The sequence below is a fragment of the Aureibaculum marinum genome, from assembly GCF_003813905.1.
Taxonomy (GTDB): Bacteria; Bacteroidota; Bacteroidia; order Flavobacteriales; family Flavobacteriaceae; genus Aureibaculum; species Aureibaculum marinum.
Map to the genome: position 1 here is coordinate 51,806 of NZ_RPFJ01000006.1, position 26,782 is coordinate 78,587.

General features: G+C 32.1%; 22 protein-coding genes and 5 tRNA genes. 24 read left to right on the forward strand and 3 right to left on the reverse strand.

Going from position 1 to position 26,782, the window contains the following annotated elements; translation table 11 throughout:
* Positions 1–207 precede the first annotated feature (207 nt).
* A complete protein-coding gene (locus tag EGM88_RS04745; protein WP_123896831.1) occupies positions 208–408 on the forward strand; it encodes a hypothetical protein in 201 nt (66 codons plus the stop codon).
* Positions 396–923, forward strand: a complete 528-nt coding sequence (locus EGM88_RS04750; RefSeq protein WP_123896832.1) for a hypothetical protein — start codon at positions 396–398, stop codon at positions 921–923. Before EGM88_RS04745 ends, EGM88_RS04750 begins: the two co-directional genes overlap by 13 nt.
* A gap of 250 nt (positions 924–1,173) precedes the next feature.
* Here the strand turns inward: EGM88_RS04750 and lipB are convergent, their stop codons facing one another.
* The 3 genes from lipB to EGM88_RS04765 are packed head-to-tail and all read right to left on the reverse strand — an operon-like array spanning position 1,174 to position 2,822.
* Entirely contained in the window at positions 1,174–1,878 is a 705-nt protein-coding gene (gene lipB, locus EGM88_RS04755) for a lipoyl(octanoyl) transferase LipB (protein WP_123896833.1), read from the reverse strand.
* A gap of 45 nt (positions 1,879–1,923) precedes the next feature.
* Entirely contained in the window at positions 1,924–2,655 is a 732-nt protein-coding gene (locus tag EGM88_RS04760) for a hypothetical protein (RefSeq protein WP_123896834.1), read from the reverse strand.
* An 8-nt stretch (positions 2,656–2,663) separates the two neighbouring features.
* A complete protein-coding gene (locus EGM88_RS04765; protein WP_123896835.1) occupies positions 2,664–2,822 on the reverse strand; it encodes a YqaE/Pmp3 family membrane protein in 159 nt (52 codons plus the stop codon).
* Positions 2,823–3,061: 239 nt separating this feature from the next.
* Between EGM88_RS04765 and lysS the strand changes: the two genes are divergently transcribed.
* The 22 genes from lysS to rpoC all read left to right on the forward strand — a co-directional run bounded on the left by lysS (position 3,062) and on the right by rpoC (position 26,781).
* Positions 3,062–4,753 (forward strand): lysine--tRNA ligase, encoded by a 1,692-nt coding sequence (gene lysS / locus EGM88_RS04770; protein ID WP_123896836.1) that lies wholly within the window; start codon positions 3,062–3,064, stop codon positions 4,751–4,753.
* Positions 4,754–4,785: 32 nt separating this feature from the next.
* Entirely contained in the window at positions 4,786–5,388 is a 603-nt protein-coding gene (locus EGM88_RS04775; RefSeq protein WP_123897176.1) for a class I SAM-dependent methyltransferase, read from the forward strand.
* 135 nt (positions 5,389–5,523) lie between these two features.
* The gene (locus EGM88_RS04780) at positions 5,524–7,110 is read left to right on the forward strand and encodes an aryl-sulfate sulfotransferase (RefSeq protein WP_123896837.1); all 1,587 of its coding nucleotides are present in this window, start codon (positions 5,524–5,526) and stop codon (positions 7,108–7,110) included.
* 181 nt (positions 7,111–7,291) lie between these two features.
* Positions 7,292–8,770, forward strand: coding sequence for an SLC13 family permease (locus tag EGM88_RS04785; RefSeq protein WP_123896838.1), 1,479 nt, complete (start codon positions 7,292–7,294; stop codon positions 8,768–8,770).
* A gap of 117 nt (positions 8,771–8,887) precedes the next feature.
* Positions 8,888–11,377: a zinc-dependent metalloprotease gene (locus EGM88_RS04790; RefSeq protein WP_123896839.1), complete on the forward strand. Its 2,490-nt coding sequence runs from the start codon at positions 8,888–8,890 to the stop codon at positions 11,375–11,377.
* Positions 11,378–11,657: 280 nt separating this feature from the next.
* Positions 11,658–11,855, forward strand: coding sequence for a 30S ribosomal protein S21 (gene rpsU, locus EGM88_RS04795; protein ID WP_123896840.1), 198 nt, complete (start codon positions 11,658–11,660; stop codon positions 11,853–11,855).
* Between the two features lie 105 nt (positions 11,856–11,960).
* The gene (locus tag EGM88_RS04800; protein WP_123896841.1) at positions 11,961–12,851 is read left to right on the forward strand and encodes a tyrosine-type recombinase/integrase; all 891 of its coding nucleotides are present in this window, start codon (positions 11,961–11,963) and stop codon (positions 12,849–12,851) included.
* A gap of 6 nt (positions 12,852–12,857) precedes the next feature.
* A complete protein-coding gene (gene hpf, locus EGM88_RS04805; RefSeq protein WP_123896842.1) occupies positions 12,858–13,163 on the forward strand; it encodes a ribosome hibernation-promoting factor, HPF/YfiA family in 306 nt (101 codons plus the stop codon).
* Between the two features lie 97 nt (positions 13,164–13,260).
* A tRNA-Thr gene (locus EGM88_RS04810) sits at positions 13,261–13,334 on the forward strand.
* 40 nt (positions 13,335–13,374) lie between these two features.
* Positions 13,375–13,457: transfer RNA gene (locus tag EGM88_RS04815), tRNA-Tyr, on the forward strand.
* 188 nt (positions 13,458–13,645) lie between these two features.
* A tRNA-Gly gene (locus tag EGM88_RS04820) sits at positions 13,646–13,718 on the forward strand.
* 223 nt (positions 13,719–13,941) lie between these two features.
* Positions 13,942–14,013 (forward strand) — tRNA-Thr (locus EGM88_RS04825).
* Positions 14,014–14,071: 58 nt separating this feature from the next.
* On the forward strand, positions 14,072–15,256 hold the full coding sequence (tuf, locus tag EGM88_RS04830) for an elongation factor Tu (protein WP_123896843.1): 1,185 nt from the start codon (positions 14,072–14,074) through the stop codon (positions 15,254–15,256).
* 76 nt (positions 15,257–15,332) lie between these two features.
* Positions 15,333–15,405, forward strand: a tRNA-Trp gene (locus EGM88_RS04835).
* 137 nt (positions 15,406–15,542) lie between these two features.
* Complete coding sequence (gene secE / locus EGM88_RS04840; protein WP_123896844.1) at positions 15,543–15,737, forward strand: preprotein translocase subunit SecE; 195 nt, start codon at positions 15,543–15,545, stop codon at positions 15,735–15,737.
* Position 15,738: 1 nt separating this feature from the next.
* Entirely contained in the window at positions 15,739–16,290 is a 552-nt protein-coding gene (nusG, locus tag EGM88_RS04845; protein ID WP_123896845.1) for a transcription termination/antitermination protein NusG, read from the forward strand.
* A 65-nt stretch (positions 16,291–16,355) separates the two neighbouring features.
* Positions 16,356–16,793: a 50S ribosomal protein L11 gene (gene rplK / locus EGM88_RS04850; RefSeq protein ID WP_123896846.1), complete on the forward strand. Its 438-nt coding sequence runs from the start codon at positions 16,356–16,358 to the stop codon at positions 16,791–16,793.
* 21 nt (positions 16,794–16,814) lie between these two features.
* Positions 16,815–17,507, forward strand: coding sequence for a 50S ribosomal protein L1 (gene rplA, locus EGM88_RS04855; protein ID WP_123896847.1), 693 nt, complete (start codon positions 16,815–16,817; stop codon positions 17,505–17,507).
* Between the two features lie 21 nt (positions 17,508–17,528).
* Positions 17,529–18,044 (forward strand): 50S ribosomal protein L10, encoded by a 516-nt coding sequence (gene rplJ, locus EGM88_RS04860; RefSeq protein WP_123896848.1) that lies wholly within the window; start codon positions 17,529–17,531, stop codon positions 18,042–18,044.
* Between the two features lie 47 nt (positions 18,045–18,091).
* On the forward strand, positions 18,092–18,469 hold the full coding sequence (rplL, locus tag EGM88_RS04865) for a 50S ribosomal protein L7/L12 (protein WP_123896849.1): 378 nt from the start codon (positions 18,092–18,094) through the stop codon (positions 18,467–18,469).
* Positions 18,470–18,601: 132 nt separating this feature from the next.
* On the forward strand, positions 18,602–22,417 hold the full coding sequence (rpoB, locus tag EGM88_RS04870) for a DNA-directed RNA polymerase subunit beta (protein ID WP_123896850.1): 3,816 nt from the start codon (positions 18,602–18,604) through the stop codon (positions 22,415–22,417).
* 92 nt (positions 22,418–22,509) lie between these two features.
* Positions 22,510–26,781 (forward strand): DNA-directed RNA polymerase subunit beta', encoded by a 4,272-nt coding sequence (gene rpoC / locus EGM88_RS04875; RefSeq protein WP_123896851.1) that lies wholly within the window; start codon positions 22,510–22,512, stop codon positions 26,779–26,781.
* The last annotated feature ends 1 nt before the right edge of the window (position 26,782 follow it).

Below are 26,782 nucleotides of genomic sequence, written 5' to 3' on the forward strand. Positions count from 1 at the left end.
ATCCTTTTGATGTTCACATAGAAAAATAATCAGTAGTCAAAGCCATATGTATATAATTGACACTAAATAATTTTAAAACCATGGAAAAAAATACTACATCTAATCATCTTTTTCCTTTTAGGAATAAGCATAACAACTTTCTCACAAACAGAATAATCAAAATTTATTAATTATCAAGGGGTTGCTAGCAATGCTTCGGGCCAGGTCATGGCGAATGAGAACATAACCGTGGGAATTGCCCTTATAGATGTCGGTAGTGGAGCTGTAGGTTATGCTGAAAGCCATAGTCTTACCACTGATGCTAATGGTGTTTTTAGCTTACGTATTGGTGATGGTGCTGGCCCTACTACAGATTACAATACTTTTATGAATACGAGTAGAGCAAGTTCGGTAAAATGGTTTCTATAAATGGTACTGAAATTGGTACAACCCAATTAAACGCCGTACCCTATGCTATTAACGCAGGCAATGTGCAATGGTATACTATTGGTAAACATATTGAAAATAGAAATGCAGGTAATGTTAAAGTAAAAAATAGTCTAGAAGCTGACGGTACTATTAAGTTGACATTAGGTTCAATAGTCAATGAAGTTTCAGTTGACGGTACACTGTCTGGAAATAGTGATAAAGCGATACCAACGGAACAAGTTGTAAAAGCGTATGTGGATGTTAATGGCAGCTCAGGCTTAGAAAAAATTACAGAAGAGGGTTCTACAGGTTGGCGGTTAAAAGGTACTGATCCAAATAACTATGTGACTACAGGCGGGGATGCTATAGATCTTTCTTCTATAGTTAGTGGTGTATCATACTCTACGTTTGGTGCCACGGGAATTAACTCCATAGCTATGGGAATTGAGACAAAAGCTTCTGGGTATAACGTATTATGTAAAAGAACAAGACTTGTTAACTTTATCGGATACTGAGTTAATTCCCATTCTTATAAAAGTTGTTCAAGAGCAACAAGAAATAATTAATGTGCAACATAATAAGGTAGAAAAACTTTCTACTGAGGTTAGCATCGCAAAAAAAGATATTGCTACTATTTTAACTAGATGAATTGTCATGAAAAATGAAAATATAGCGAATAAATAAAACTATAATTTCATTTTGTTATATGCGTTTATTGAATTTGATAAGTTCAATTAAGGCTCCTCTCCAAGTGAGAGGATTTTTTTAAACTATTTTTACTTCAAAAACATCCTCAAAGTGTTTTAAAATTTTAGATTTAACTTCTTCTACCTTTAACTTTCTTCCAATTTCAACTTCCATAGAGGTAACCGCTTTACCACGAATGCCACAGGGAATAATATGATCAAAATAACCTAAATTGGTGTTTACGTTCAAAGCAAAACCATGCATGGTTACCCACCGACTAGTTCGTACACCTAAAGCACAAATTTTTCTGGCAAAAGGAGTGCCCACATCTAACCATACTCCAGTTTCTCCTTTACTTCGCTCTCCTTTTATTCCATATTCAGCCAAAACTCGAATAATGGTTTCTTCTAAAGAACGCATGTATTTACCAATATCATTAAAGAAATTATCTAAATCTAAAATAGGGTAACCAACTATTTGTCCAAATCCATGATACGTAATGTCACCACCTCTATTAATCTTATGAAAGGCTATGCCTTTTTCTTTTAGTTGATTTTGGTTAAGTAGTAAATTATTTAAATCACCACTTTTACCTAACGTATAAACATGTGGATGTTCAACAAACAAAAAGTAATTTGGAGTTTGCAGGTTTAAGTTTTCATTTCTGTTTTTACGTTTTACTTGGATTATTTTGTCAAACAATTCTTCTTGATAATTCCAAGTTTCTTTATACTCTTTTGTGCCGAGGTCTTGCAGGTGTATGTTCTTATTATTTTTTTTCAAAGTGTAACTTTAATTGTTTATATAAATTTACTTGAAAAATCTAAATTATTTTAGTTTTAAGGTAAAATCTAGTAGTTGAGGATTTTTAACCAAAGAATCCATTGGAACTTCTAATATTAGGGTTTTACCATCTTTACTAATTATGGCATCTTTGTGTGTAACATTTTTAATTTTTCTTTCAAAATGATAAATGAGTTTATATACACTGCCATCTAAAAATGATCCAGATTGTTGTAGTTGTTTATCAGCATTAATTTCTTCTTCTTCAGACAATTTTTTAGGAATTGTTTTTCTGGTAAAATTTTTACCATCAAACTCAAAAGTAACGTTTGATTTGTTTGTCAAAGAAGCTTTACTATTATTTTTGTTAATACTCATTGCTTTTGATAATTTTTCTTCAATGTTTTTTACTTCAGAAACATCCTTAAAGTTAAACCCGAAATCCATTAACATTTTTCCCTTTTCGTCATCAACTTGCATATGTAAATTCATATTTGCAATTGCTTTTATAGCCATTTGCTCTTTTTCTGGCAATTGAGCAATGCTGTCTTTTTTCTCTTCTAAAATATCTTTAAAATTGAATATGGTGTCTATTTTTTTCGAAGGAGCAGTAGAGTCTTTTGTACCCAAATTTTGCATTTCTAGCATCATCTCACTCATGTCCATTTTAAAATTGTAAGTACCACTTCCGTCGTTATTTATATGCATTTCTTCAGTAAAGGCACAGCTAGTAAGTAAAAATAATAAGGCAATAGCAATTGATAAATTTTTTAACATGATAATTTTTAGTTTTTAGGATTATTTAAAATAATTAAAGCTGCAATTATGCCAGGAACCCATCCGCATAATGTTAATAGAAATACTATTACTATTGATCCGCAACCTTTATCTAAAACAGCCAACGGAGGACAAATAATTGAAAGTAATACACGAAAACAACCCATGATAATTTCTTTTACAAAGATATATTAAAAAGTTATTAGTGCAGATTTGTGATTGTAGAGTTTTCTATTTTATCTCTTAACACCAAATAACTTATATAATGTACTCGATAAGTCTTGTTTTTCTTTAAATTGTTACAAAGCTGGAAGTAGTGGAAGAGTAATTAAGAAATTTTAAATTTTAAATTTTAAATCTTCAATCTCAAAATACTATCTTTGCCGCCAAATATAATAGTACTTTTATGGCATTGTCAGAACAAGAAATCGTTAGGAGAGAAAAATTACAAAAATTACGTGAATTAAATATTAATCCATATCCAGCGGATTTATATCCATTAGATCATACTTCAAAACAAATAAAATCTGATTTTGAAGAAGGTAAAAAAGTTATTGTTGCTGGTAGATTAATGTCGCGTCGTATTCAAGGAAATGCAAGTTTTGCAGAATTACAAGATAGTGAAGGTAGAATTCAAGTTTATTTTAAACGTGATGAAATTTGTACTGGTGATGATAAAAGTAAATATAACGATGTTTATAAAAAACTATTAGACATTGGAGACTTTATTGGTATTGAAGGAGAGTTGTTTTTAACCAAAGTAGGTGAAAAAACTATTAAAGTTAAAGATTTTACTTTATTGAGTAAAACGTTAAGGCCTTTGCCATTGCCAAAAGTAGATGCTGAAGGAAATATCCATGACGAATTTAATGATCCTGAATTACGTTATAGACAGCGTTATGCTGACTTAGTTGTAAATCCTCATGTAAAAGAAGTTTTTGTAAAACGAACAAAACTTTTTAATGCCATGCGTAAATTTTTTAATGATGCTGGCTATTTCGAAGTAGAAACTCCGATTTTACAACCAATTCCAGGTGGTGCAGCGGCAAGACCTTTTGTTACACATCACAATAGTTTAGATATTCCTTTATATATGAGAATTGCCAATGAATTATATCTGAAAAGATTAATTGTTGGTGGTTTTGATGGGGTTTACGAATTTTCAAAAAATTTCCGAAATGAGGGGATGGATAGAACTCATAATCCTGAGTTTACTGCTATGGAAATTTATGTAGCCTATAAAGATTATAACTGGATGATGGAGTTTGTTGAAAATCTTTTAGAATATTGTGCCATTGCGGTAAATGGAACTTCAAAAGCAACATTTGGAGAATATGAAATAGACTTTAAAGCTCCTTACCCAAGGGTGACCATGACAGATGCTATTAAACAATTTACAGGTTTTGATATTACTGGTAAATCAGAAGAAGAGATTCGTAATGCAGCTAAAAAAATGGGCGTTGAAGTGGATGAAACTATGGGGAAAGGGAAATTAATTGATGAGATTTTTGGAGAAAAATGTGAGGGAAATTATATTCAACCAACATTTATTACAGATTATCCAAAAGAGATGAGCCCATTATGTAAGGAACATCGGACAAATCCTGATTTAACTGAACGTTTTGAATTAATGGTTTGTGGTAAGGAAGTAGCAAATGCTTATTCAGAACTTAACGATCCTATTGACCAAAGAGAGCGTTTTGAGCATCAATTGAAATTGGCTCAAAAAGGAGATGATGAAGCTACAGAATTTATCGATTATGACTTTTTACGTGCGTTGGAATATGGTATGCCTCCAACATCTGGATTAGGTATTGGTATGGACAGATTGATTATGTTTTTAACCAATCAACAATCCATTCAAGAGGTATTATTTTTCCCTCAAATGCGTCCCGAAAAGAAAGTTGTAGAAATGACTGATGAAGAAAAAACTGTGTTAAAATTATTAAAAGAAAAATCGCCAATAGATTTAGTTGAACTAAAGTCAAAATCAGGCTTAAGTAATAAAAAATGGGATAAAGCGATTAAGGGATTGACTAAGAACAAATTGGCAGTTGTAAATAAAACAGATGATGGGTTATTTGTAGAAATTATTTAATAATTGAAATTGTGAAAACGGAACAACCCAATATGTGGGATGAAAGGTATAGTAAACAAGAGTTTGTTTATGGTACAGAACCCAATTTATTTTTTAAAGAACAGTTAGAGAAACTGAAACCTGGTAAAATACTTTTACCTGCTGAAGGTGAAGGTAGAAACGCTGTTTTTGCAGCCAAATTGGGTTGGAATGTTTCGGCATTTGATTTAAGTTTAGAGGGAAAAAAGAAGGCTCTTAAGTTAGCAGATGAAAATAAAGTGACTATTGATTACCAACTTGGAGAATTGCCAAAATTAGATTACCAAAAAGACCAGTTTGACGTGATAGCTTTGGTTTTTGCTCATTTTAATGTTAAAATAAGGTCAAACTATCATAAATTGTTGGCTTCCTATTTGCGAAAAGATGGTTTTATAATTATTGAGGCATTTAGTAAAAAAAACTTAGAGTATAGAATTAAAAACCCTAAAATTGGTGGGCCTAGAGATTTAGAATCCTTATGTTCTATTGAAGAATTTAAAAGAGACTTTAAAAATTTCGACATTATTGAACTAGAAGAAAAAGAAGTTGAGTTAAATGAAGGTCTTTTTCATATTGGTATAGGATCTGTTGTTCGATTTGTAGGTCGTAAAAAATAAGAAGCTACCTTTTTTAGTCTATTGAAGCTCTATTGATTTCTCTTCAATAGCTGTTAGCAGCGTTGTAGATGATGCCCTAAATTGAAATTCATAAGTTTATATAAGTTAATTATATTTGGAATTCGTTTGTGGCATATGAAAAACATTGTATTATTATTAACATTAGTAAGTTTTGAGCTCGCTATTGCTCAAGAAACAATAGGTTTGGTTTATAACGATGTTAATGCGTCCAAATCAAATGGTTATACATTGTTTAATACGTTGTCAGACGATAGAGTTTATCTTATTAATAACTGTGGAGAAGCAATTAACCAATGGGATTTCTCAGGTCATATAAGTAGACAAGCTTACCTCTTAGAAAATGGAAATTTATTACAAAGTAATAGTAATAGAGCTGATATAAGAGATTGGAACAATAATGTTCTCTGGGGTATAAATTTTATGGATGTGCTAGGTTTTAGTATACATCATGATATTGAACCTTTACCTAATGGAAACTTTTTAGTTTTAATAAGAGATACTTATACTATTGCCGAAATGATTGCTGTAGGTAAAGACCCTGCTTTTACCAAAGATGCTATTGACTTAGAGAGAATTGTAGAAATTGAACCTATTGGTATAGATTCTGCTAAAATTGTTTGGGAATGGAAACTTTTTGATCATTTAATACAAGATTTTGATGCTTCTAAACCAAATTTTGGTAATGTTTCTACTAATCCTCAATTGTTAGATATAAATTATAATAATGGCAACTCTTTTAATCCTATACATGCTAATGCTATTGATTATAATCAAGAGTTAGATCAGATAGCAGTCTCAGCAAGGCACTTAAACGAAGTTTTTGTTATAGATCATAGCACTACTACTAAAGAAGCTGCAACACATTCAGGCGGAATTTATGGTAAAGGTGGAGATTTTCTTTGGAGATGGGGAAATCCTGAAACCTATAATCAAGGAACCAGTGCTGATAAAAAACTAGGAAGACAGCATGATATTAAATGGATAACTGAAGGTCCTTATAAAGATAAAATGTCCGTTTTTTCTAATGATGGCTATGGTTTTGACTTAAGAGCTTCATCTATTCATATTATTGATCCGAAAGATAGTGATGGTGTATATAGTTTAGACTCAGGTAAGTTTTTGCCAAAAGATTATTATTGGTCTTACGATGGTACTATTTTAGGAGAAGTAATGATTGAATCTACTAGAAGTGGAGTTCAAATAATGGCTAATGGAAATGCTCTAATTAATGAAACTAGTCTTGGAAGAATTACTGAAATTGATCCATCAGGAAATGTAATTTGGGTGTATATTATTCCTATAAGTGATAATAGTACGTACAATCAATTTGATATTCCTGTTGGCAATGGTACTTTTAGAGCTCATAGATATCCAGAAAATTATGCGGGATTTAATAATGTAACTTTAAAAAATACTGGCATTATAGAAAATGTAAATTTTATTTCAGAAAATTGTGTTAAAACACTTTTTGTAGATAATTTGTCTTTTAATGGTTTGCAAGTTTATCCTAACCCAACAAAAGATGTACTTAATTTTAATAAACCTATTGATGAAATTAAGGTTTATGATTTGTCAGGAAAAAGTGTATTAAATAAAAAAAGTTCTGAGTTTATAAATTTAGAAAAGTTAGTAGACGGTTTATATTTTGTTAAAATTTCTATTGAAGGAAACTCTAAATTTGTTAAAATTCTTAAGATTTAAAGTCTTTTTCGCGAAAGTTCTTTGTTTTATCTTGAAGTGTTGTTTAAAACGTTATACTACTCTGTTTTTTTGAATATATTGAGTTAAATATTTTACTCAAAAAAAAATATTAGATTTACCCAACTGTTAGAAATTAAATTTTAATATCTAATAATTTAACTCATATATGCTAATCTAATCAATGAACCAAACTACTATTACTCAAAAAATTGGACTTTTTCTTGGGCCTCTTATTTTTGTTTTGACTTTAAAATTTTTTCATCCTCAAGACCTACCGAAAGAAGCAAATGCAGTTCTAGCAACAACTTTATGGATAGCTATCTGGTGGATAACAGAAGCTATACCAATAGCAGTTACAGCCTTATTGCCTATTGTTTTATTTCCATTATCTGGCGGATTAAATATAGCTTCCACAAGTGGTTCTTATGGACATAAATATGTGTTTTTGTATTTGGGTGGGTTTATTATTGCAATAGCCATAGAAAAATGGAATTTACATAAGCGTATTGCCTTAAATATAATAAATGTTATTGGCTCAGATATTCGAAAAATTATTTTGGGCTTTATGATAGCAACAGCTTTTTTATCTATGTGGATATCAAATACGGCAACATCTGTTATGATGCTTCCAATTGGTATGGCTATTATTAAGCAATTAAAAGATAATCCTAATACTATTGAAGATGAAAATCTCATTTTTGGGAAAGCTTTAATGTTAGCCATAGCATATAGTGCTTCTATTGGAGGAGTGGCAACACTCATTGGAACACCTCCAAACTTGGTACTTGCAGGTGTGGTTGAAGAAACTTATGGTTACGAAATTACCTTTTCGCAATGGTTTGTATTTGGATTTCCAATATCAATTATATTACTTTTTATTTGCTGGGTATATTTAACCAAATTTGCTTTTAAATTTAAACAAAAAGCATTTCCAGGAGGTAGAACTGAAATTAAACAACAACAACAAAAGTTGGGCAAAATTACTTATGAAGAAAAATTAGTTTCTATAGTTTTTGCATTCACCGCTTTCTGTTGGATAACACGATCTTTTTTATTACAGCGATTATTTCCGCAATTAGATGACACAATAATAGCCATTTCCTTTGCTATTTTACTGTTTATAATTCCCTCAAAAGATAAATCAGAAAAGTTAATTAATTGGAATGATGCAGTAAAATTACCTTGGGGTATTATTCTTTTATTTGGTGGAGGAATGGCATTAGCTAAAGGTTTTGAAATAAGTGGACTTGCTATTTGGCTAGGAAATCAGATGACAGCATTTGGAGGATTAAAACTTATTTTATTGATATTTCTACTAATAGCATCGGTCAACTTTTTAACCGAAATAACTTCAAATTTAGCTACAACAGCTATGCTATTGCCGGTATTAGCACCTATGGCCTTAACAGTTGATGTGCACCCATTAATTTTAATGGTTGCAGCTGCAGTTGCTGCATCATGTGCTTTTATGTTGCCTGTTGCTACTCCACCAAATGCTGTAGTTTTTGGGTCTGGTTATTTAAGAATTCCAGATATGGTATCCAAAGGTTTTGTTATGAATGTGATTTCTATACTTATACTTACTGTATTTGTTTATTTTGTTTTGCCTGAATTATGGAGTTTGACGGTACAAGGATTTCCTGAAGTTTTTAAAAATTAACAAAGTAAATCTTAACGTTAACTATTTCTTTAACATTTCATTAAGAAATAATAATTCAGAAATGAATATTTTCGAAACTTATTAATATTATTTCGTAACCAAATATCAACTTTTATTATGTTAAAACGATTACCCATTGCACTTGCTATTATGATAATGGCATTGTTCACTATTTCGTGTACCACTCAAAAAAAAGCGAGTAAATCTTCAGCCAAAACGGCTCAACCAGAAAAAAAACCTACTAAAAAAGGTGGACCACAACCTTATGCTAAGGTGGTAACGAAAGAAGCTATTACCGATAACGGACTTTTTAAAGTTCATAGAATAGATGATACCTATTTGTTTGAAATCCCAGATTCTTTATTTGAACGTGAAATGTTAATGGTTACTCGAATAGCCAAGACAGCTTCAGGTATTGGTTTCGGAGGAGGAAAAATCAATACGAAAGTAGTACGTTGGCAAAAAAGAGATAAAAAAGTAATTGCAAGAATGGTTTCTCATTCAGTAGTTGCTTCAGATTCGCTTCCTGTTCATGAAGCCGTAGTTAACTCTAATTTTGAACCTATTTTATTTACATTTCCAATCAAAGCATTTAGTAAAGACTCTACAGCAACAGTTATAGATGTTTCTAACTTATTTAATAAAGACGTAAAAGCGTTAGGATTACCAGATAGATATAGAAAACAATATAAAATTTCACGTTTAGATGCTGATAAATCTTTTATCGAGAGTATTAAAAGTTATCCAGAAAATATTGAAGCTAGACATGTAAAAACATATGCAGCTGGGGCTCCTCCTTCAAACGCTAGTACAGGTACTATTTCTGTTGAAATTAATAATTCTATGATTTTATTACCTAAAGTACCAATGAAACGTAGAATGTTTGACGAAAGAGTAGGGTGGTTTACTTCTAGTCAAGTTGATTATGGATTGGAAGCTCAAAAAAGTAAAAGAGTTACTTATTTAGATAGATGGAGGTTAGAAGTTAAAGATGAAGATATTGAAAAGTTTAAAAGAGGAGAATTAGTTGTTCCTAAAAAACAAATTGTTTATTATATTGATAGAGCAACACCTGTAAAATGGAGAAAATATATTAAACAAGGTATAGAAGATTGGCAAGTAGCTTTTGAAGCTGCTGGGTTTAAAGAAGCTATCATCGCTAAAGATCCTCCAACAGTAGAAGAAGATCCTGAATGGAGCCCTGAAGATGTACGTTATTCTGTGGTTAGATATTTAGCATCTCCAATACCAAATGCTAATGGACCTCATGTAAGTGACCCTCGTTCTGGTGAAATATTAGAATCAGATATTAATTGGTATCACAATGTAATGAGCCTTTTAAGTGGATGGTTCTTTGTGCAAACCGCTGCTATCAATCCTGATGCTCAAACTACTGAATTTAAAGATGAAGTAATGGGGCGTTTAATTCGTTTTGTTTCTTCTCACGAGGTAGGGCATACCTTAGGATTGCCACATAATATGGGAAGTAGTGTTGCTTATCCAGTAGATTCGTTAAGATCAAAAACGTTTACTCAAAAATATGGAACTGCTCCTTCAATTATGGATTATGCACGTTTTAATTATATAGCTCAACCTGAAGATAAAGGGGTTGCGTTAATGCCTAATATTGGAGTTTATGATAAATATGCAATATCTTGGGGGTATAGACCTATATTGGATGCTAAAACATCAGAAGACGAAAAGAAAACCTTAGATGCTTGGATTTTAAAACATGCTGGAGATCCTATGTATAGATTTGGGAAACAACAAAGTGGAGGAATAATTGATCCTAGTTCTCAAACAGAAGATTTAGGTGACGATGCTGTTAAAGCTAGTGATTATGGAATAAAAAATCTGAAGAGAATTGTACCTAATTTAATAGAATGGACTTCAGAAGAAGGTAAAAATTATGAAGATTTAGAAACCATGTATGGTCATGTAATTTCTCAATTTAATCGCTACATGGGGCACGTATCTTCTAATATTGGAGGTGTGTATGAGTATTATAAAACTTCTGATCAAGAAGGAGCTGTATATACGCATGTGCCTAAATCTAAACAGAGAGAGGCTTTACAATTTTTACATAAAAATTTATTTGAAACGCCTACTTGGATGATAGATGATAATATTTTTAACAAATTTGAAAGTGCTGGTGCTGTTGAAAGAATTAGAGGAATTCAAGCGAGAACCTTAAATAATATACTTGACTTTGGTAGAATGGCTAGGATGATTGAAAATGAAACTTTAAATGGAAATAAAGCTTATAGTTTGTTAGAAATGATGAGAGATTTGAGAAGAGGAATTTGGAGTGAAATATATAATGGACGTTCAATTGATACTTATAGAAGAAATCTTCAGCGTGCTTATATAGATAGAATGGAGTATCTAATGACACAAGAACAAACACCTATTCCTGCCAGATTCAGAAGATGGGCTAGTGTAACGGAAGTAAGTGTAAACGAGTCAGATATTAGGCCTATAGTTAGAGCTGAATTAAAAACATTGCAACGTTCTGTAAGGTCATCTGCAGCAAACTCTTCAGGTATGAAAAGAATCCATTTACAAGATATTGCTGAAAGAATTGAGCTTATTTTAAATCCAAAATAAATATTTTAATAAGATTAATATTAAATAAAGTCCGAAATTATTTTCGGACTTTATTTTTGAAACAGAGATTTTTTAAGGGCAAGTATTTAGTTTTTATTATAAAATATATAGAGGTGCTTTGGTAAATTATCTAGAACAATCAAAGTTTAAATTAAAAAAAGAAATTGTTTTAGTTGCTGTAATATAATTATTTGTATCTTTGCCGTCCAATAAAAAAAAGAAATAAGCTTAGAGCTGTTTATAATATAAAAAAAATACGTATGAAGGGAGGTGCAACAATATGCTAATAATTCCAGTTAAAGATGGTGAGAATATTGATAGGGCGTTAAAACGTTTTAAAAGAAAGTTTGACAGAACTAAAACAATGAAGCAGTTGCGTGATCGTAAACATTTCACAAAGCCTTCTATTGAAAAAAGAGCTCAACTTCAAAAAGCTCAATATGTTCAGAATTTAAGAACAGAAGAAGAGCAAGGGTAATAAATGAAGCCTGATTATACAGGTGTATATTTATCTTAAAAATAAGTTAAACCGTTAGTAAAACCACTACATATTTTGTAGCTTTGTTTGCTAACGGTTTTTTATATGTCAATAATTCATTTTATCGATTATCTTACTTCTGAGAAGAAATACTCAACTCATACCGTTAGAGCCTATCATGACGATTTAAAATCGTTTGAATCTTTTTGTTTTTCTACCTATAATTCGAGCCAACTTTCCGATATAAATTACAGTCAAATAAGATCTTGGATTGTAGACATGGTAGATAAAAAAATATCTAATAGAACTGTTAATAGAAAAATTACCAGTTTAAAAACCTATTATAAATTTTTAGTTAAAACGAAACAAATTAAAGAATCACCTTTAGTAAGACACCAAGCTTTAAAAGTATCTAAAAAAGTTCAAATTCCCTTTTCTCAAGCCGAAATTGAAGAAGTGTTAAATAATTTAAATACAATGGATTTTAATTATGAATCACTTAGAAATAAATTAATAGTTGAACTTTTATATTCAACAGGTATGAGGCGATCAGAACTTATCGAACTAAAACTAAGTTCAATAAATATACATAATGGTACTGTAAAAGTTATTGGTAAAAGAAATAAAGAACGGTACATTCCGTTGTTAAATTCAGTTCGTCAAACACTAACCGATTATCTTAAAGAAAGAAAACATCTTGATAGTAATAATGATTATCTTTTTTTAACAAATAAAGGCAATAAATTATACCCTAATTTTGTTTATAGAATAATAAATGAGTATTTTAGTACAGTATCTTCAAAAGTAAAAAAAAGCCCTCATGTTATTAGACATTCATTTGCAACACATTTGTTAAACCAAGGAGCAGATTTAAATTCTGTTAAAGAATTATTAGGTCATTCAAGTTTGGCTTCGACCCAAATTTATACTCATAGTAGTTTGAATGAATTAAAAAAAATTTATAACCAAGCTCACCCTAGGAGCTCTAAAATCTAAATAAAAATGAAAATTAATATTCAATCAGTAAATTTTAACATAGACAAAAAATTAGAAAATTTTATTCATGCTAAAATAGACAACCTTGAAAAGTATTATGATCGGATAATAGGAGCTGAGGTATATTTAAAAGTTCAGAATACAAGTGAAAAAGAAAACAAAATAGCTGAAACTAAGATGCTTATTCCAGGAGATGAGTTGGTTGTGAAAAAACAATGTAAGACTTTTGAAGAAGCTATTGATTTAATTGCAGAAGCTTTAAGAAGGCAATTACGTAAAAAGAAAGAGAAGCAAAGATCACATCAAGTGTAATTTTTTTTAAAAAAAAGTAGGAAAAGTTTTGTAATAAAAAAAAACTTTATACATTTGCACACCGTTAGAAAAAACGGTTTGTTTTTGAGATGAAAAAGCCGATGTAGCTCAGCTGGCTAGAGCAGCTGATTTGTAATCAGCAGGTCGTGGGTTCGAGTCCCTCCATCGGCTCAAAAAAACTAAATTAGTTCTTTGAATAATCTTTTTTTTTGGGGAGATACCAAAGCGGCCAACTGGGGCGGACTGTAACTCCGCTGACTTTCGTCTTCGTAGGTTCGAATCCTGCTCTCCCCACTGACAATTTTCTTGAGGTGAAAATTGAAGGTTATAAAGTTGAAAAGTCAAAAAGTCCATTTTGTTGGAAGTTTTGCAATAGTTCATTAAAATATTGAAATACCTTTTTGGTAAATTCTGAATAAATGTAAAGTCATTTTCTTTTAAGATAGAGATGTTTAATTTTTTTTGGATTTGTCAAATAAAATGCGAGAGTAGCTCAGTTGGTAGAGCGTCAGCCTTCCAAGCTGAATGTCGCCGGTTCGAACCCGGTCTCTCGCTCTAAGAGTGAATGTTATCACGAAGAAGACATGGTCTTTCGTTTTAAATAGAAGTTTTCTGGTTTTTTTGAGATTTCATAAAATGAAGGGAGCTCTTTTGTTAATGATGGCGTTAGACTTCCTAACTAAGTTATTTGTTTGATGCAGATTTCTCGCTCTAAAGTTAAAGTTATAAGTTTAATAAATATATTAAGCTTGTAACTTAGAACCTTGAACTAGAATAAGCCGGTGTAGCTCAGGGGTAGAGCGTTTCCTTGGTAAGGAAGAGGTCACGGGTTCAATTCCCGTCATTGGCTCAAAATAAACAGAAGAATTACTAAATATATATAACTAAGATTTAAAAATTAAATAATCATGGCAAAAGAGAATTTTGATCGTTCCAAACCACATTTAAATATTGGTACAATTGGGCACGTTGACCACGGTAAAACAACTTTAACAGCGGCAATTACTAAAGTATTATCAGAAAAAGGATTTTCAGAGGTAAGAAACTTTGACCAAATTGATAATGCTCCTGAAGAAAAGGAAAGAGGTATTACAATTAATACTTCACACGTAGAATATGCTACTGATAATCGTCACTATGCACACGTTGACTGTCCTGGTCACGCGGATTATGTTAAGAACATGGTTACTGGTGCTGCTCAAATGGACGGTGCTATCTTAGTTGTAGCTGCAACTGATGGTCCAATGCCTCAAACTAGAGAGCACATCTTATTAGGACGTCAAGTAGGTATTCCAAGAATTGTAGTATTCTTGAATAAAGTAGATATGGTTGATGATGAAGAGTTACTAGAGTTAGTTGATATGGAAGTTAGAGATTTGTTAAACTTCTATGAATATGACGGTGATAATGGTCCTGTAATTTCTGGTTCTGCATTAGGAGCTCTAAATGGTGAGGAAAAATGGGTGAATACAGTAATAGAATTAATGGAAGCAGTTGATAACTGGATTGAATTACCTGCTCGTGATGTTGATAAAGATTTCTTGATGCCAATTGAAGATGTTTTCTCAATTACTGGCCGTGGTACTGTAGCTACTGGTCGTATCGAAACTGGTGTCGCTAACACAGGTGATCCAGTTGATATTATCGGTATGGGAGCTGAAAAATTAACTTCTACTATTACTGGAGTTGAAATGTTCCGTAAAATATTAGATAGAGGTGAGGCTGGTGATAACGTTGGTATCTTATTAAGAGGTATCGAAAAAGATCAAATTAAAAGAGGTATGGTAATCTGTAAACCAGGTTCTGTAACTCCTCACGATAAATTTAAAGCTGAGGTTTATATCCTTAAAAAAGAAGAAGGTGGACGTCATACTCCATTCCATAATAACTACCGTCCACAGTTCTATGTAAGAACAACTGACGTAACAGGTACAATTAATTTACCTGATGGAGTTGAGATGGTTATGCCAGGTGATAACTTAACAATTACTGTTGATTTACATCAACCAATTGCAATGAATGTTGGTTTACGTTTTGCTATCCGTGAAGGTGGTAGAACAGTTGGTGCTGGTCAGGTGACTGAAATATTATAAGACACCTAAATAGTTTTTAGTTAATTATATATATAGGAATAGGTGCTCCTTCTGAAAGGAGCACCTTATATTCTATACGGGTGTAGCTCAGTTGGTAGAGCACCGGTCTCCAAAACCGGGTGTCGGGAGTTCGAGTCTCTCCACCCGTGCATAATTAAAAACATTAAGTTAATGTTTACTATTAACAGTGTAGAGGGTATTTGAAGCTTACAACGGCGAATAAGTGATTTAAAATTAAAGCTTACCTCAAGTAATTTTTAATTAAGTACTACTAAAATATATATACATGGGTATTGTTACATACATTAAAGAATCTTTTGACGAGTTAAATAATAAGGTTACTTGGATATCTTTTACAGAAGCTCAAAAATCTACTGTAGTAGTCGCACTTTTTACTGTTTTGTTTGCTATTGCGGTATTCTTGGTTGATAAAGTGTTTCAATTAGGTTTAGAACAATATTTTAATCTTTTTAATAAATAGTATGACTGATTCTGTAAAGAAATGGTATGTAGTTAGAGCAATAGGAGGTCAAGAAAATAAGGTAAAGACTTATATTGAGAATGAAGTTGCTCGTTTAGGTCTTTCTGATTATGTTGATCAAGTATTGGTACCTACAGAAAAGGTTATTCAAATACGTGCTGGAAAAAAAATAAATAAAGAAAAAGTTTATTTTCCAGGGTATATAATGATTCAGGCAAATTTGACTGGAGAACTTCCTCATGTAATTAAATCTGTTACAGGTGTTATTGGATTTTTAGGAGAAGTTAAAGGTGGTGATCCGGTTCCATTAAGAAAGTCAGAGGTGAATAGAATGTTAGGTAAAGTTGATGAGTTGGCTGTTCAAAATGAAAATGTTGCTATTCCTTACGTAAAAGGAGAAACAGTAAAAGTTATTGATGGTCCTTTTAATGGATTTGATGGTACTATTGAGAATATAAATGAAGAAAAACGTAAACTTGAGGTTATGGTGAAAATCTTTGGAAGAAAAACTCCATTAGAATTAAGCTATATGCAAGTTGAAAAAATATCATAAATGTTACATATTTAGGATAATATTTAAGCTTTCCTATGAATATTATCTAAACTAAAGTTTAAAAAATGGCAAAAGAAGTTAGTAAGGTTGTAAAATTACAAGTTCGTGGGGGTGCAGCAAACCCTTCACCACCTGTTGGACCTGCTTTAGGTGCTGCTGGGGTTAATATTATGGAGTTTTGTAAGCAGTTTAATGCTAGAACTCAAGATAGACCAGGCAAAGTGTTACCAGTAGTTATTACTGTGTATAAAGACAAGTCTTTTGACTTTGTTGTTAAAACACCACCTGCTGCAGTACAATTACTTGAAGCTGCAAAAACGAAAAAAGGTTCTGGAGAGCCAAATCGTAAAAAAGTTGCTACAGTAACTTGGGATCAAATTAGAACCATTGCTGAAGATAAGATGCAAGATTTAAATGCTTTTAAAGTAGAATCAGCAATGAAAATGGTTGCAGGTACAGCAAGGTCAATGGGAATCAGAGTGAAAGGAAGTTTTCCTGCTTAAACTTTATAATTTTATAAAAATATGTCGAAAATAACTAAAAATAGAAAAGAAGCTAAAGCTAAGGTAGATGCTACAAAAGCATATTCACTAGAAGAAGCCTCTGTTTTAGTAAAAGAAATATCTAATGTAAAGTTTGATCCATCTATTGATGTTGCTATTCGTTTGGGAGTAGATCCTAGAAAGGCAAATCAAATGGTTCGTGGGGTAGTAACTTTACCACATGGAACAGGTAAAGATGTTAAAGTACTTGCATTAGTAACACCAGATAAAGAAGCTGAAGCTAAAGAAGCAGGAGCTGATTATGTTGGATTAGATGAGTACCTTCAAAAAATTAAAGGAGGTTGGACTGATGTAGACGTAATTGTTACCATGCCTAGTGTTATGGGTAAATTAGGTCCCCTAGGTCGAATTCTTGGTCCTCGTGGTTTAATGCCAAATCCTAAAACTGGTACTGTAACAATGGATGTTGCAAAAGCTGTTGCGGATGTTAAAGGCGGAAAAATTGATTTTAAAGTTGATAAAACTGGAATCGTTCATGCTGCCATTGGTAAAGCATCTTTTGATGCTGAAAAAATTGCTGGTAATGCAAAAGAATTGTTTACCACAATTATGAAATTAAAGCCAACTACATCGAAAGGAGTATATGTAAAAAGTATCTTTATGTCTAGTACCATGAGTCCTAGTATTCAAATAGATACAAAATCAGTTGTATAGGAAGTTAAAAGTTTAGAAAAAATGACTAGAGAACAAAAATCACAAGTAATAGACTACTTAACAAGCCAATTAGCTGATAATAATACTATATACCTTGCAGATATATCAGGATTAGATGCTTTAAACACCACAAAATTACGTAGAGCTTGTTTTAAAGCTAATGTAAAATTGGCTGTTGTAAAAAACACATTGCTTACAAAAGCAATGGAAAAATCTGATAAAGATTTTGGAGAATTACCAGAAGTATTAAAAGGGAATACCTCAATAATGATTTCTGAAGTAAGTAATGCTCCAGCAAAAGTAATTAAAGAATTTCGTAAAAAATCTGATAAACCAGTTCTTAAAGGGGCTTATATTGAAGAATCAATTTATGTTGGTGATGATCAATTAGATGCTCTTGTAAGTATTAAATCTAAAGAAGAACTTATCGGTGAAGTTATTGGATTGTTACAATCTCCAGCTAAAAATGTTATTGGAGCTTTACAATCTGGTGGTCAAAAATTATCAGGAATTCTTAAGACTTTATCAGAAAAATAAATTGTACGCACTTATAAACTAATAATAAAAAATTAAAACAAACAAAAATGGCAGAATTAAAAGATTTCGCAGAACAATTAGTTAACTTAACTGTAAAAGAAGTTAACGAATTAGCTGATATTTTAAAAAACGAATATGGTATAGAGCCTGCAGCAGCAGCCGTAGCAGTAGCAGGACCTGGTGCTGGTGCTGGTGAAGAAGCAGCAGAAGAAAAATCAGAATTTGATGTAATTTTAAAAGCAGCAGGTAGTTCTAAATTAGCTGTTGTAAAATTAGTAAAAGAATTAACTGGTTTAGGTCTTAAAGACGCTAAAGAATTAGTTGATGGTGCTCCTAAAGCAGTAAAAGAAGGAGTATCAAAAGAAGAGGCTGAAGGCCTTAAATCATCTTTAGAAGAAGCTGGGGCTGAGGTTGAGCTTAAGTAAGCTCATAGCTCGGATGTCGAGCTAAACAATAAAGGTTTAGGTCATTACGTACAATCGTAATTGGCCTAAACCATTTTGCATATATATTCGTTCTTAAAAGTTCATCATTTTTTTAATTAAAAAATATCTCCATTGGCAACAAATACAAGTACCGAAAGAGTAAACTTCTCCTCTGCAAAACTTATTACTGATTATCCAGATTTCTTAGATATTCAAGTAAAATCTTTTCAAGATTTTTTTCAGTTAGAAACCAAAGCAGACGAAAGAGGTGATGAAGGTTTATTTAAAACTTTCTCAGACAATTTTCCAATAACCGATACCAGAAACCAATTTGTATTAGAATTTATAGATTATTTTGTTGATCCACCACGATATTCCATTCAAGAGTGTATTGAAAGAGGATTAACATATAGCGTACCACTAAAGGCAAGGCTAAAATTATATTGTACAGACCCTGAACATGAAGATTTTGAAACTATTGTACAAGACGTATATTTAGGTACTATACCTTATATGACGCATAGTGGAACATTTGTAATTAATGGTGCAGAACGTGTTGTTGTTTCTCAATTACATCGTTCTCCAGGGGTTTTCTTCGGACAATCTTTCCACGCCAATGGTACAAAATTATATTCTGCTAGGGTAATTCCTTTTAAAGGTTCTTGGATAGAATTTGCTACAGATATCAATAGTGTTATGTATGCGTATATTGATAGAAAGAAAAAATTACCAGTAACCACATTATTCCGGGCTATAGGGTTCGAACGTGATAAAGATATTTTAGAAATTTTTGATCTTGCAGATGAAGTTAAAGTTTCAAAAAGTGGATTAAAAAAAGTTCTAAATCGTAAATTGGCTGCAAGAGTATTAAAAACATGGCACGAAGATTTTGTGGATGAAGATACTGGAGAGGTGGTTTCAATTGAGCGAAATGAGATTATTTTAGACAGAGATACCGTTCTTGAAAAAGAACATATTGATGAGATTCTTGATGCTGGTGCTAAAACTATTCTTTTACATAAAGAAGATAATGAAATGGGTGATTATGCAATTATCCATAATACATTGCAAAAAGATCCAACAAACTCTGAAAAAGAAGCTGTTGAACATATTTACCGTCAGTTACGTAATGCTGAACCGCCAGATTATGAGACTGCAAAAGGTATTATTAATAAATTATTCTTTTCTGAGCAACGTTACAATCTAGGTGAAGTTGGTCGTTATAGAATGAATAAAAAATTAGGGTTAGACATTGATATTGATGAACGTGTTTTAACCAAAGAAGATATCATTACTATCATTAAGAATTTGATTAAATTAGTAAATTCTAAAGCAGAAGTTGATGATATTGATCACTTATCAAACCGTCGTGTTAGAACTGTTGGAGAGCAGTTAGCAAGTCAGTTTGGAGTTGGGTTGTCTCGTATGGCTCGTACTATTAGAGAACGTATGAATGTGCGTGATAATGAGGTGTTTACACCTATTGATTTGATTAATGCTAAAACATTATCATCAGTAATCAACTCATTTTTTGGAACAAATCAGTTATCTCAATTTATGGATCAAACAAATCCATTGGCCGAGATTACACATAAAAGAAGATTATCAGCATTAGGTCCTGGAGGTTTGTCTAGAGAAAGAGCTGGATTTGAGGTACGTGATGTTCACTATACTCATTATGGTCGCCTTTGTCCAATTGAAACTCCTGAGGGGCCAAATATTGGTTTAATATCTTCTTTATCAGTATATGCTAAAGTTAATAATTTAGGATTTATTGAAACGCCTTATCGTGAGGTTGTTGATGGTAAGGTAGATGTGAATAAATCTCCTATCTATTTAAGTGCCGAAGAAGAAGAAGGTAAGAAAATAGCTCAATCTAATTTAGAATTTGATGAGGATGGAAAAATTGTATTAGATAAAGTTGTAGCAAGAGAAGAAGGTGACTTTCCATTGGTAACTCCAGAGGAAGTGAATTATATGGATGTATCACCAAATCAAATTTCTTCTATTTCAGCTTCTTTAATTCCGTTCTTAGAACATGATGATGCGAACCGTGCTTTGATGGGGTCTAACATGATGCGTCAAGCAGTACCTTTAATGAGACCAGAGGCTCCAATTGTTGGAACAGGTTTAGAGCGTAGAGTTGCAACAGATTCTAGAATTTTAATAAATGCTGAAGGAGAAGGAGTTGTTACTTATGTAGATTCTGATAAAATTACAATTAAGTACGATAGAACAGAGGAAGAAAGATTGGTAAGTTTTACTGAAGATGAAAAAACGTACAATCTAATTAAATTTAGAAAAACCAATCAAGGTACTTCTATAAACCTACATCCAATTGTTGTTAAAGGTGATAGAGTTACTAAAGGTCAAGTTTTATGTGAAGGATATGCTACGGAAAAAGGTGAGTTGGCCTTAGGTAGAAATATGAAAGTTGCTTTTATGCCTTGGAAAGGGTATAACTTTGAGGATGCAATTGTAATTTCTGAGCGTGTAGTTCGTGAAGATATTTTTACTTCTATTCATATTGATGAGTATTCTTTAGATGTTAGAGATACTAAACTGGGTGCAGAAGAACTAACTAATGATATACCAAATGTTAGTGAAGAAGCAACTAAAGATTTAGATGAAAATGGAATGATTAGAATAGGTGCTGAAATTAAACCAGGAGATATTCTAATTGGTAAAATTACTCCGAAAGGAGAATCAGATCCTACTCCAGAAGAAAAATTATTACGAGCTATTTTTGGTGATAATGCTGGTGATGTAAAAGACGCTTCTTTAAAAGCATCTCCATCATTAAATGGTGTTGTTATTGATAAGAAATTATTCCAAAGAACTATTAAAGATAAAGCGAAAAGAAGCCAAGACAAAGAAGATATCGCTAAACTTGAAGCTGAGTATACGCTTAAATTCAATGAAATTAGAGAACGTTTAATTGAAAAATTATTTAGTCTTGTTAATGGTAAAACAGCTCAAGGGGTATTAAATGATTTAGGAGAAGAAGTATTCCCTAAAGGAAAAAAATTCACCTTAAAAATGTTAAATGCCGTACAAGATTTTGAGTATTTGACTAAGGGGACTTGGACTACAGATGAACACCTTAATAAATTAATTACTGAATTAATTCATAATTATAAAATTAAAGTGAATGATATTCAAGGTTCATTGCGTAGAGAGAAATTTACCATTACAGTAGGTGATGAATTGCCAGCAGGAATTGTAAAATTAGCTAAAGTTTATATTGCTAAAAAACGTAAACTTAAAGTTGGTGATAAAATGGCTGGTCGTCACGGTAATAAAGGTATTGTAGCTCGTATAGTAAGAGCTGAAGATATGCCTTTCTTAGAAGATGGAACTCCAGTTGATATTGTTTTAAATCCATTAGGGGTACCATCTCGTATGAATATTGGTCAAATTTACGAAACAGTATTAGGTTGGGCAGGACAGAAATTAAATCAAAAATATGCTACACCAATTTTTGATGGGGCTGGAATTGATCAAATTACTGAATTGACTAATAAAGCTGGTGTACCTGAATTTGGACATACCTATTTATATGATGGAGGTACAGGTGAGCGTTTTGATCAACCTGCAACTGTTGGAGTAATATACATGATTAAATTGGGTCACATGATTGAGGATAAAATGCATGCTCGTTCTATAGGTCCATATTCGTTAATTACACAACAACCTTTAGGTGGTAAAGCACAATTTGGTGGACAACGTTTTGGTGAAATGGAGGTTTGGGCACTAGAAGCTTATGGAGCATCTGCTACATTAAGGGAAATCTTAACTGTAAAATCAGATGATGTATTAGGTAGAGCCAAAACTTACGAATCTATCGTAAAAGGAGAGCCAATGCCAGAACCTGGTTTACCAGAATCATTTAACGTATTGATGCACGAGTTAAAAGGACTTGGACTGGACGTTAGATTAGAGGAATAATTATATCCCCACGAAAGTGGGGAACTGTTCCAGTTTAACGAACAGTTATAACAATATATTTTTACATTTTAATTGATTGCATATTACACATCATGGCAAAACAGAGAGAAAAATACACTGTAAAAAAATTCAATAAAATTTCTATTGGTTTGGCTTCGCCAGAATCAATTCTAGAAAAATCTAGAGGAGAAGTTTTAAAACCTGAAACCATTAATTATCGAACACATAAACCAGAAAGAGATGGGTTATTTTGTGAGCGTATTTTTGGCCCGATTAAAGATTATGAGTGTGCTTGTGGAAAGTACAAAAGAATAAGATATAAAGGAATTATTTGTGACCGTTGTGGAGTTGAAGTAACAGAGAAGAAGGTTCGTAGAGATAGGGTTGGTCATATAAATTTAGTAGTACCTATTGCCCACATTTGGTATTTTAGATCATTACCAAACAAAATGGGATATCTTCTAGGATTACCATCTAAGAAATTAGATATGATAATTTATTATGAACGTTATGTTGTAATTCAACCAGGTAATGCTAAAAATGCTGAAGGAGAACCATTGCAGAAAATGGACTTCTTAACAGAAGAAGAATATTTAGATATTTTAGAATCTCTACCACAAGACAATCAATATTTAGAAGATACTGACCCTAATAAGTTTATTGCTAAAATGGGTGCAGAATGTTTAATTGAATTATTGTCTAGAATAGATTTGGATGCCTTGTCTTATGAATTAAGACATAAAGCGAATACAGAAACATCTAAACAACGTAAAACAGAAGCTTTAAAAAGATTAAATGTTGTTGAAGCTTTTAGAGATGCAAATTTAAACAGGGAAAATAAACCCGAATGGATGATTATGAAAGTGGTACCTGTTATTCCACCAGAATTACGTCCGTTAGTACCACTAGATGGTGGTCGTTTTGCGACTTCTGATTTAAATGATTTATACCGTAGAGTAATTATTAGAAATAATCGTTTAAAAAGATTGATGGAGATTAAAGCTCCTGAAGTGATTTTACGTAATGAAAAACGTATGTTACAAGAATCTGTTGACTCTTTGTTTGATAACACTCGTAAATCATCTGCAGTAAAGACAGAATCTAATAGACCATTAAAATCATTATCTGATTCGTTAAAAGGGAAACAAGGACGTTTCCGTCAAAACTTATTGGGTAAACGTGTTGATTACTCTGCACGTTCGGTAATTGTTGTTGGTCCTGAATTAAAATTATACGAATGTGGATTGCCAAAAGATATGGCAGCTGAGTTATACAAACCTTTTATAATTAGAAAATTAATTGAAAGAGGAATTGTAAAAACAGTAAAATCTGCAAAGAAAATTATAGATAAAAGAGAGCCAGTTGTTTGGGATATTTTAGAGAATGTACTAAAAGGACATCCTGTTTTATTAAACCGTGCTCCAACATTACACCGTTTAGGTATTCAAGCATTTCAACCAAAATTAATTGAAGGTAAAGCTATTCAATTACACCCATTAGTGTGTACTGCATTTAATGCGGATTTTGATGGTGACCAAATGGCGGTACATTTACCATTAGGACCAGAGGCTATTTTAGAAGCTCAATTATTAATGTTGGCTTCTCATAGTATTTTAAATCCAGCTAATGGTTCTCCTATTACGGTACCTTCTCAAGATATGGTATTAGGGTTGTATTATATGACTAAAGAGCGTAAATCTACCCCTGAACATAAAGTGAAAGGAGAAGGAAGTATTTTTTATTCTCCAGAAGAAGTGAATATAGCCTTTAATGAAAAGAAAGTAGATCTTAATGCAAGTATAAAAGTTAGAACAAAAGATTTTAATGAAGAAGGGGAATTAACTACACAAATTGTTGAAACAACAGTGGGTAGAGTTTTATTCAATGAAGTTGTTCCTGAAGAGGCTGGTTATGTTAATGAAGTATTGACGAAAAAATCGTTAAGAGATATTATTGGTCGTATTTTAAAAGTAACCAATGTACCTACAACAGGTAAGTTTCTTGATGAAATTAAAGGGATGGGATATAAATTTGCCTTTAAAGGTGGGTTGTCTTTTAGTTTAGGAGATATCATTATTCCTAAAGAAAAATCTACAATGATTGATGCTGCTAATGAGCAAGTAGATACCATTACAGCAAGTTATAATATGGGTATGTTAACTAATAAAGAACGCTATAATCAAGTAATTGATATTTGGAGTTCTACTAATAATAAGTTAACAGAGTTATCCATGAAACGCTTAAGAGAAGACCAACAAGGGTTTAACTCTGTGTATATGATGCTTGACTCTGGTGCGAGGGGGTCTAAGGAACAAATTCGCCAGTTAACTGGTATGCGTGGATTAATGGCCAAGCCTAAAAAATCTACAGCAGGCGGTGGAGAAATTATTGAAAACCCAATTCTTTCTAACTTTAAAGAAGGGTTGTCAATTTTAGAATACTTTATCTCTACTCACGGTGCTCGTAAAGGTCTGGCTGATACGGCATTAAAAACAGCCGATGCAGGTTATTTAACACGTCGTTTGGTAGATGTTTCTCAAGATGTTATTATTAACGAACATGATTGTGGTACATTAAGAGGTCTTGAAATATTCCCTTTAAAGAAAAACGAAGAAATTGTAGAGTCTTTAGGTGAGCGTATTTTAGGTAGAATATCTTTAAATGATATTAGAAATCCTTTAACAGACGAAATTATAATTAAAGAAGGAGAAGAAATTGATGAAGATGCTGTTGAAAAAATAGAGGCTTTACCAATTGAAAGTGTTGAAGTACGGTCAGCACTAACTTGTGAATCTTCTAAAGGTATTTGTGCTAAATGTTATGGACATAGTCTATCAACTAGAAAAATGGTTCAAATTGGTGAAGCTGTTGGTGTTATTGCAGCTCAATCAATTGGAGAACCAGGTACACAGTTGACATTACGTACATTCCACGTTGGGGGTATTGCAGGTAATATTTCTGAAGAAAATAAATTAACTGCTAAGTTTGATGGTCTTCTTGAAATTGATGACTTAAGTACTGTAGAAGGTGTTGATAATGATGGAAATAAAGTTGATATTGTAATTTCTAGAACATCTGAATTTAAAATTATTGATAAGAAAACTGGTCTTACATTAAGTAATAATAACATACCTTATGGTTCACACTTCTTTGTAAAAGATGCTAAATCTATTAAAAAAGGAGATGTTATTTGTCAATGGGATCCATATAATGGTGTAATCGTATCTGAATTTAAAGGAAAAATAGGATTCCAAAATATAGATCAAGGTGTTACGTATCAAGTAGAAATTGACGAACAAACTGGTTTCCAAGAAAAAGTAATTTCTGAATCTAAGAACAAAAAGGTAGTTCCTACTTTATTGATTTTAGACGATAAAGGAGAAGAGATAAGATCATATAGTTTACCAGTAGGTGCTCACTTAATGGTAGAAGAAGGGGAAGAAATTGATGCTGGTAAAGTATTAGTTAAAATTCCAAGAAAATCTGGTAAAGCAGGTGATATTACTGGTGGTTTACCAAGGGTAACAGAATTGTTTGAGGCTCGTAACCCATCTAATCCTTCTGTTGTTTCTGAAATTGATGGTGTGGTTTCTTTCGGTAAAATTAAACGTGGTAATCGTGAAATTATAGTAGAGTCTAAGTTAGGAGATGTAAGAAAGTATTTAGTTAAACTTTCAAATCAAATCTTAGTACAAGAAAATGACTTTATTAAAGCAGGTATGCCTTTATCTGATGGAGCTGTGACACCAACTGATATTTTAAATATTAAAGGACCTAGTGCTGTTCAAGAGTATTTGGTTAATGAGATACAAGAAGTATATAGATTACAAGGTGTGAAAATTAATGATAAACACTTTGAAGTTGTTGTTCGTCAAATGATGCGTAAAGTTAGAATTATTGATTCTGGAGATACTATTTTCTTAGAAAATCAATTGATTCATAAAAATGACTTTATTGAACAAAATGATGAAATTTATGGAATGAAAGTGATTGAAGATGCTGGTGATTCTGAAAACTTGAAACCAGGAATGATTGTTAGTGCACGTAAATTAAGAGATGAAAATTCAATTTTACGTAGAGCTGATAAGAATTTAGTAGTTGCTAGAGAGGCAGTTCCTGCAACAGCAGAACCAATCTTACAAGGTATAACAAGAGCATCACTTCAAACCAAGTCATTTATCTCAGCGGCATCTTTCCAAGAGACAACTAAAGTATTAAATGAGGCTGCTGTAAGCGGTAAAGTTGATACTTTGGAAGGATTGAAAGAAAATGTTATTGTTGGTAAGAAAATACCAGCAGGTACTGGTATGCGTATTTATGATAATATGATTGTAGGTTCTAAAGCCGAAATGGAAGAGAATTAAT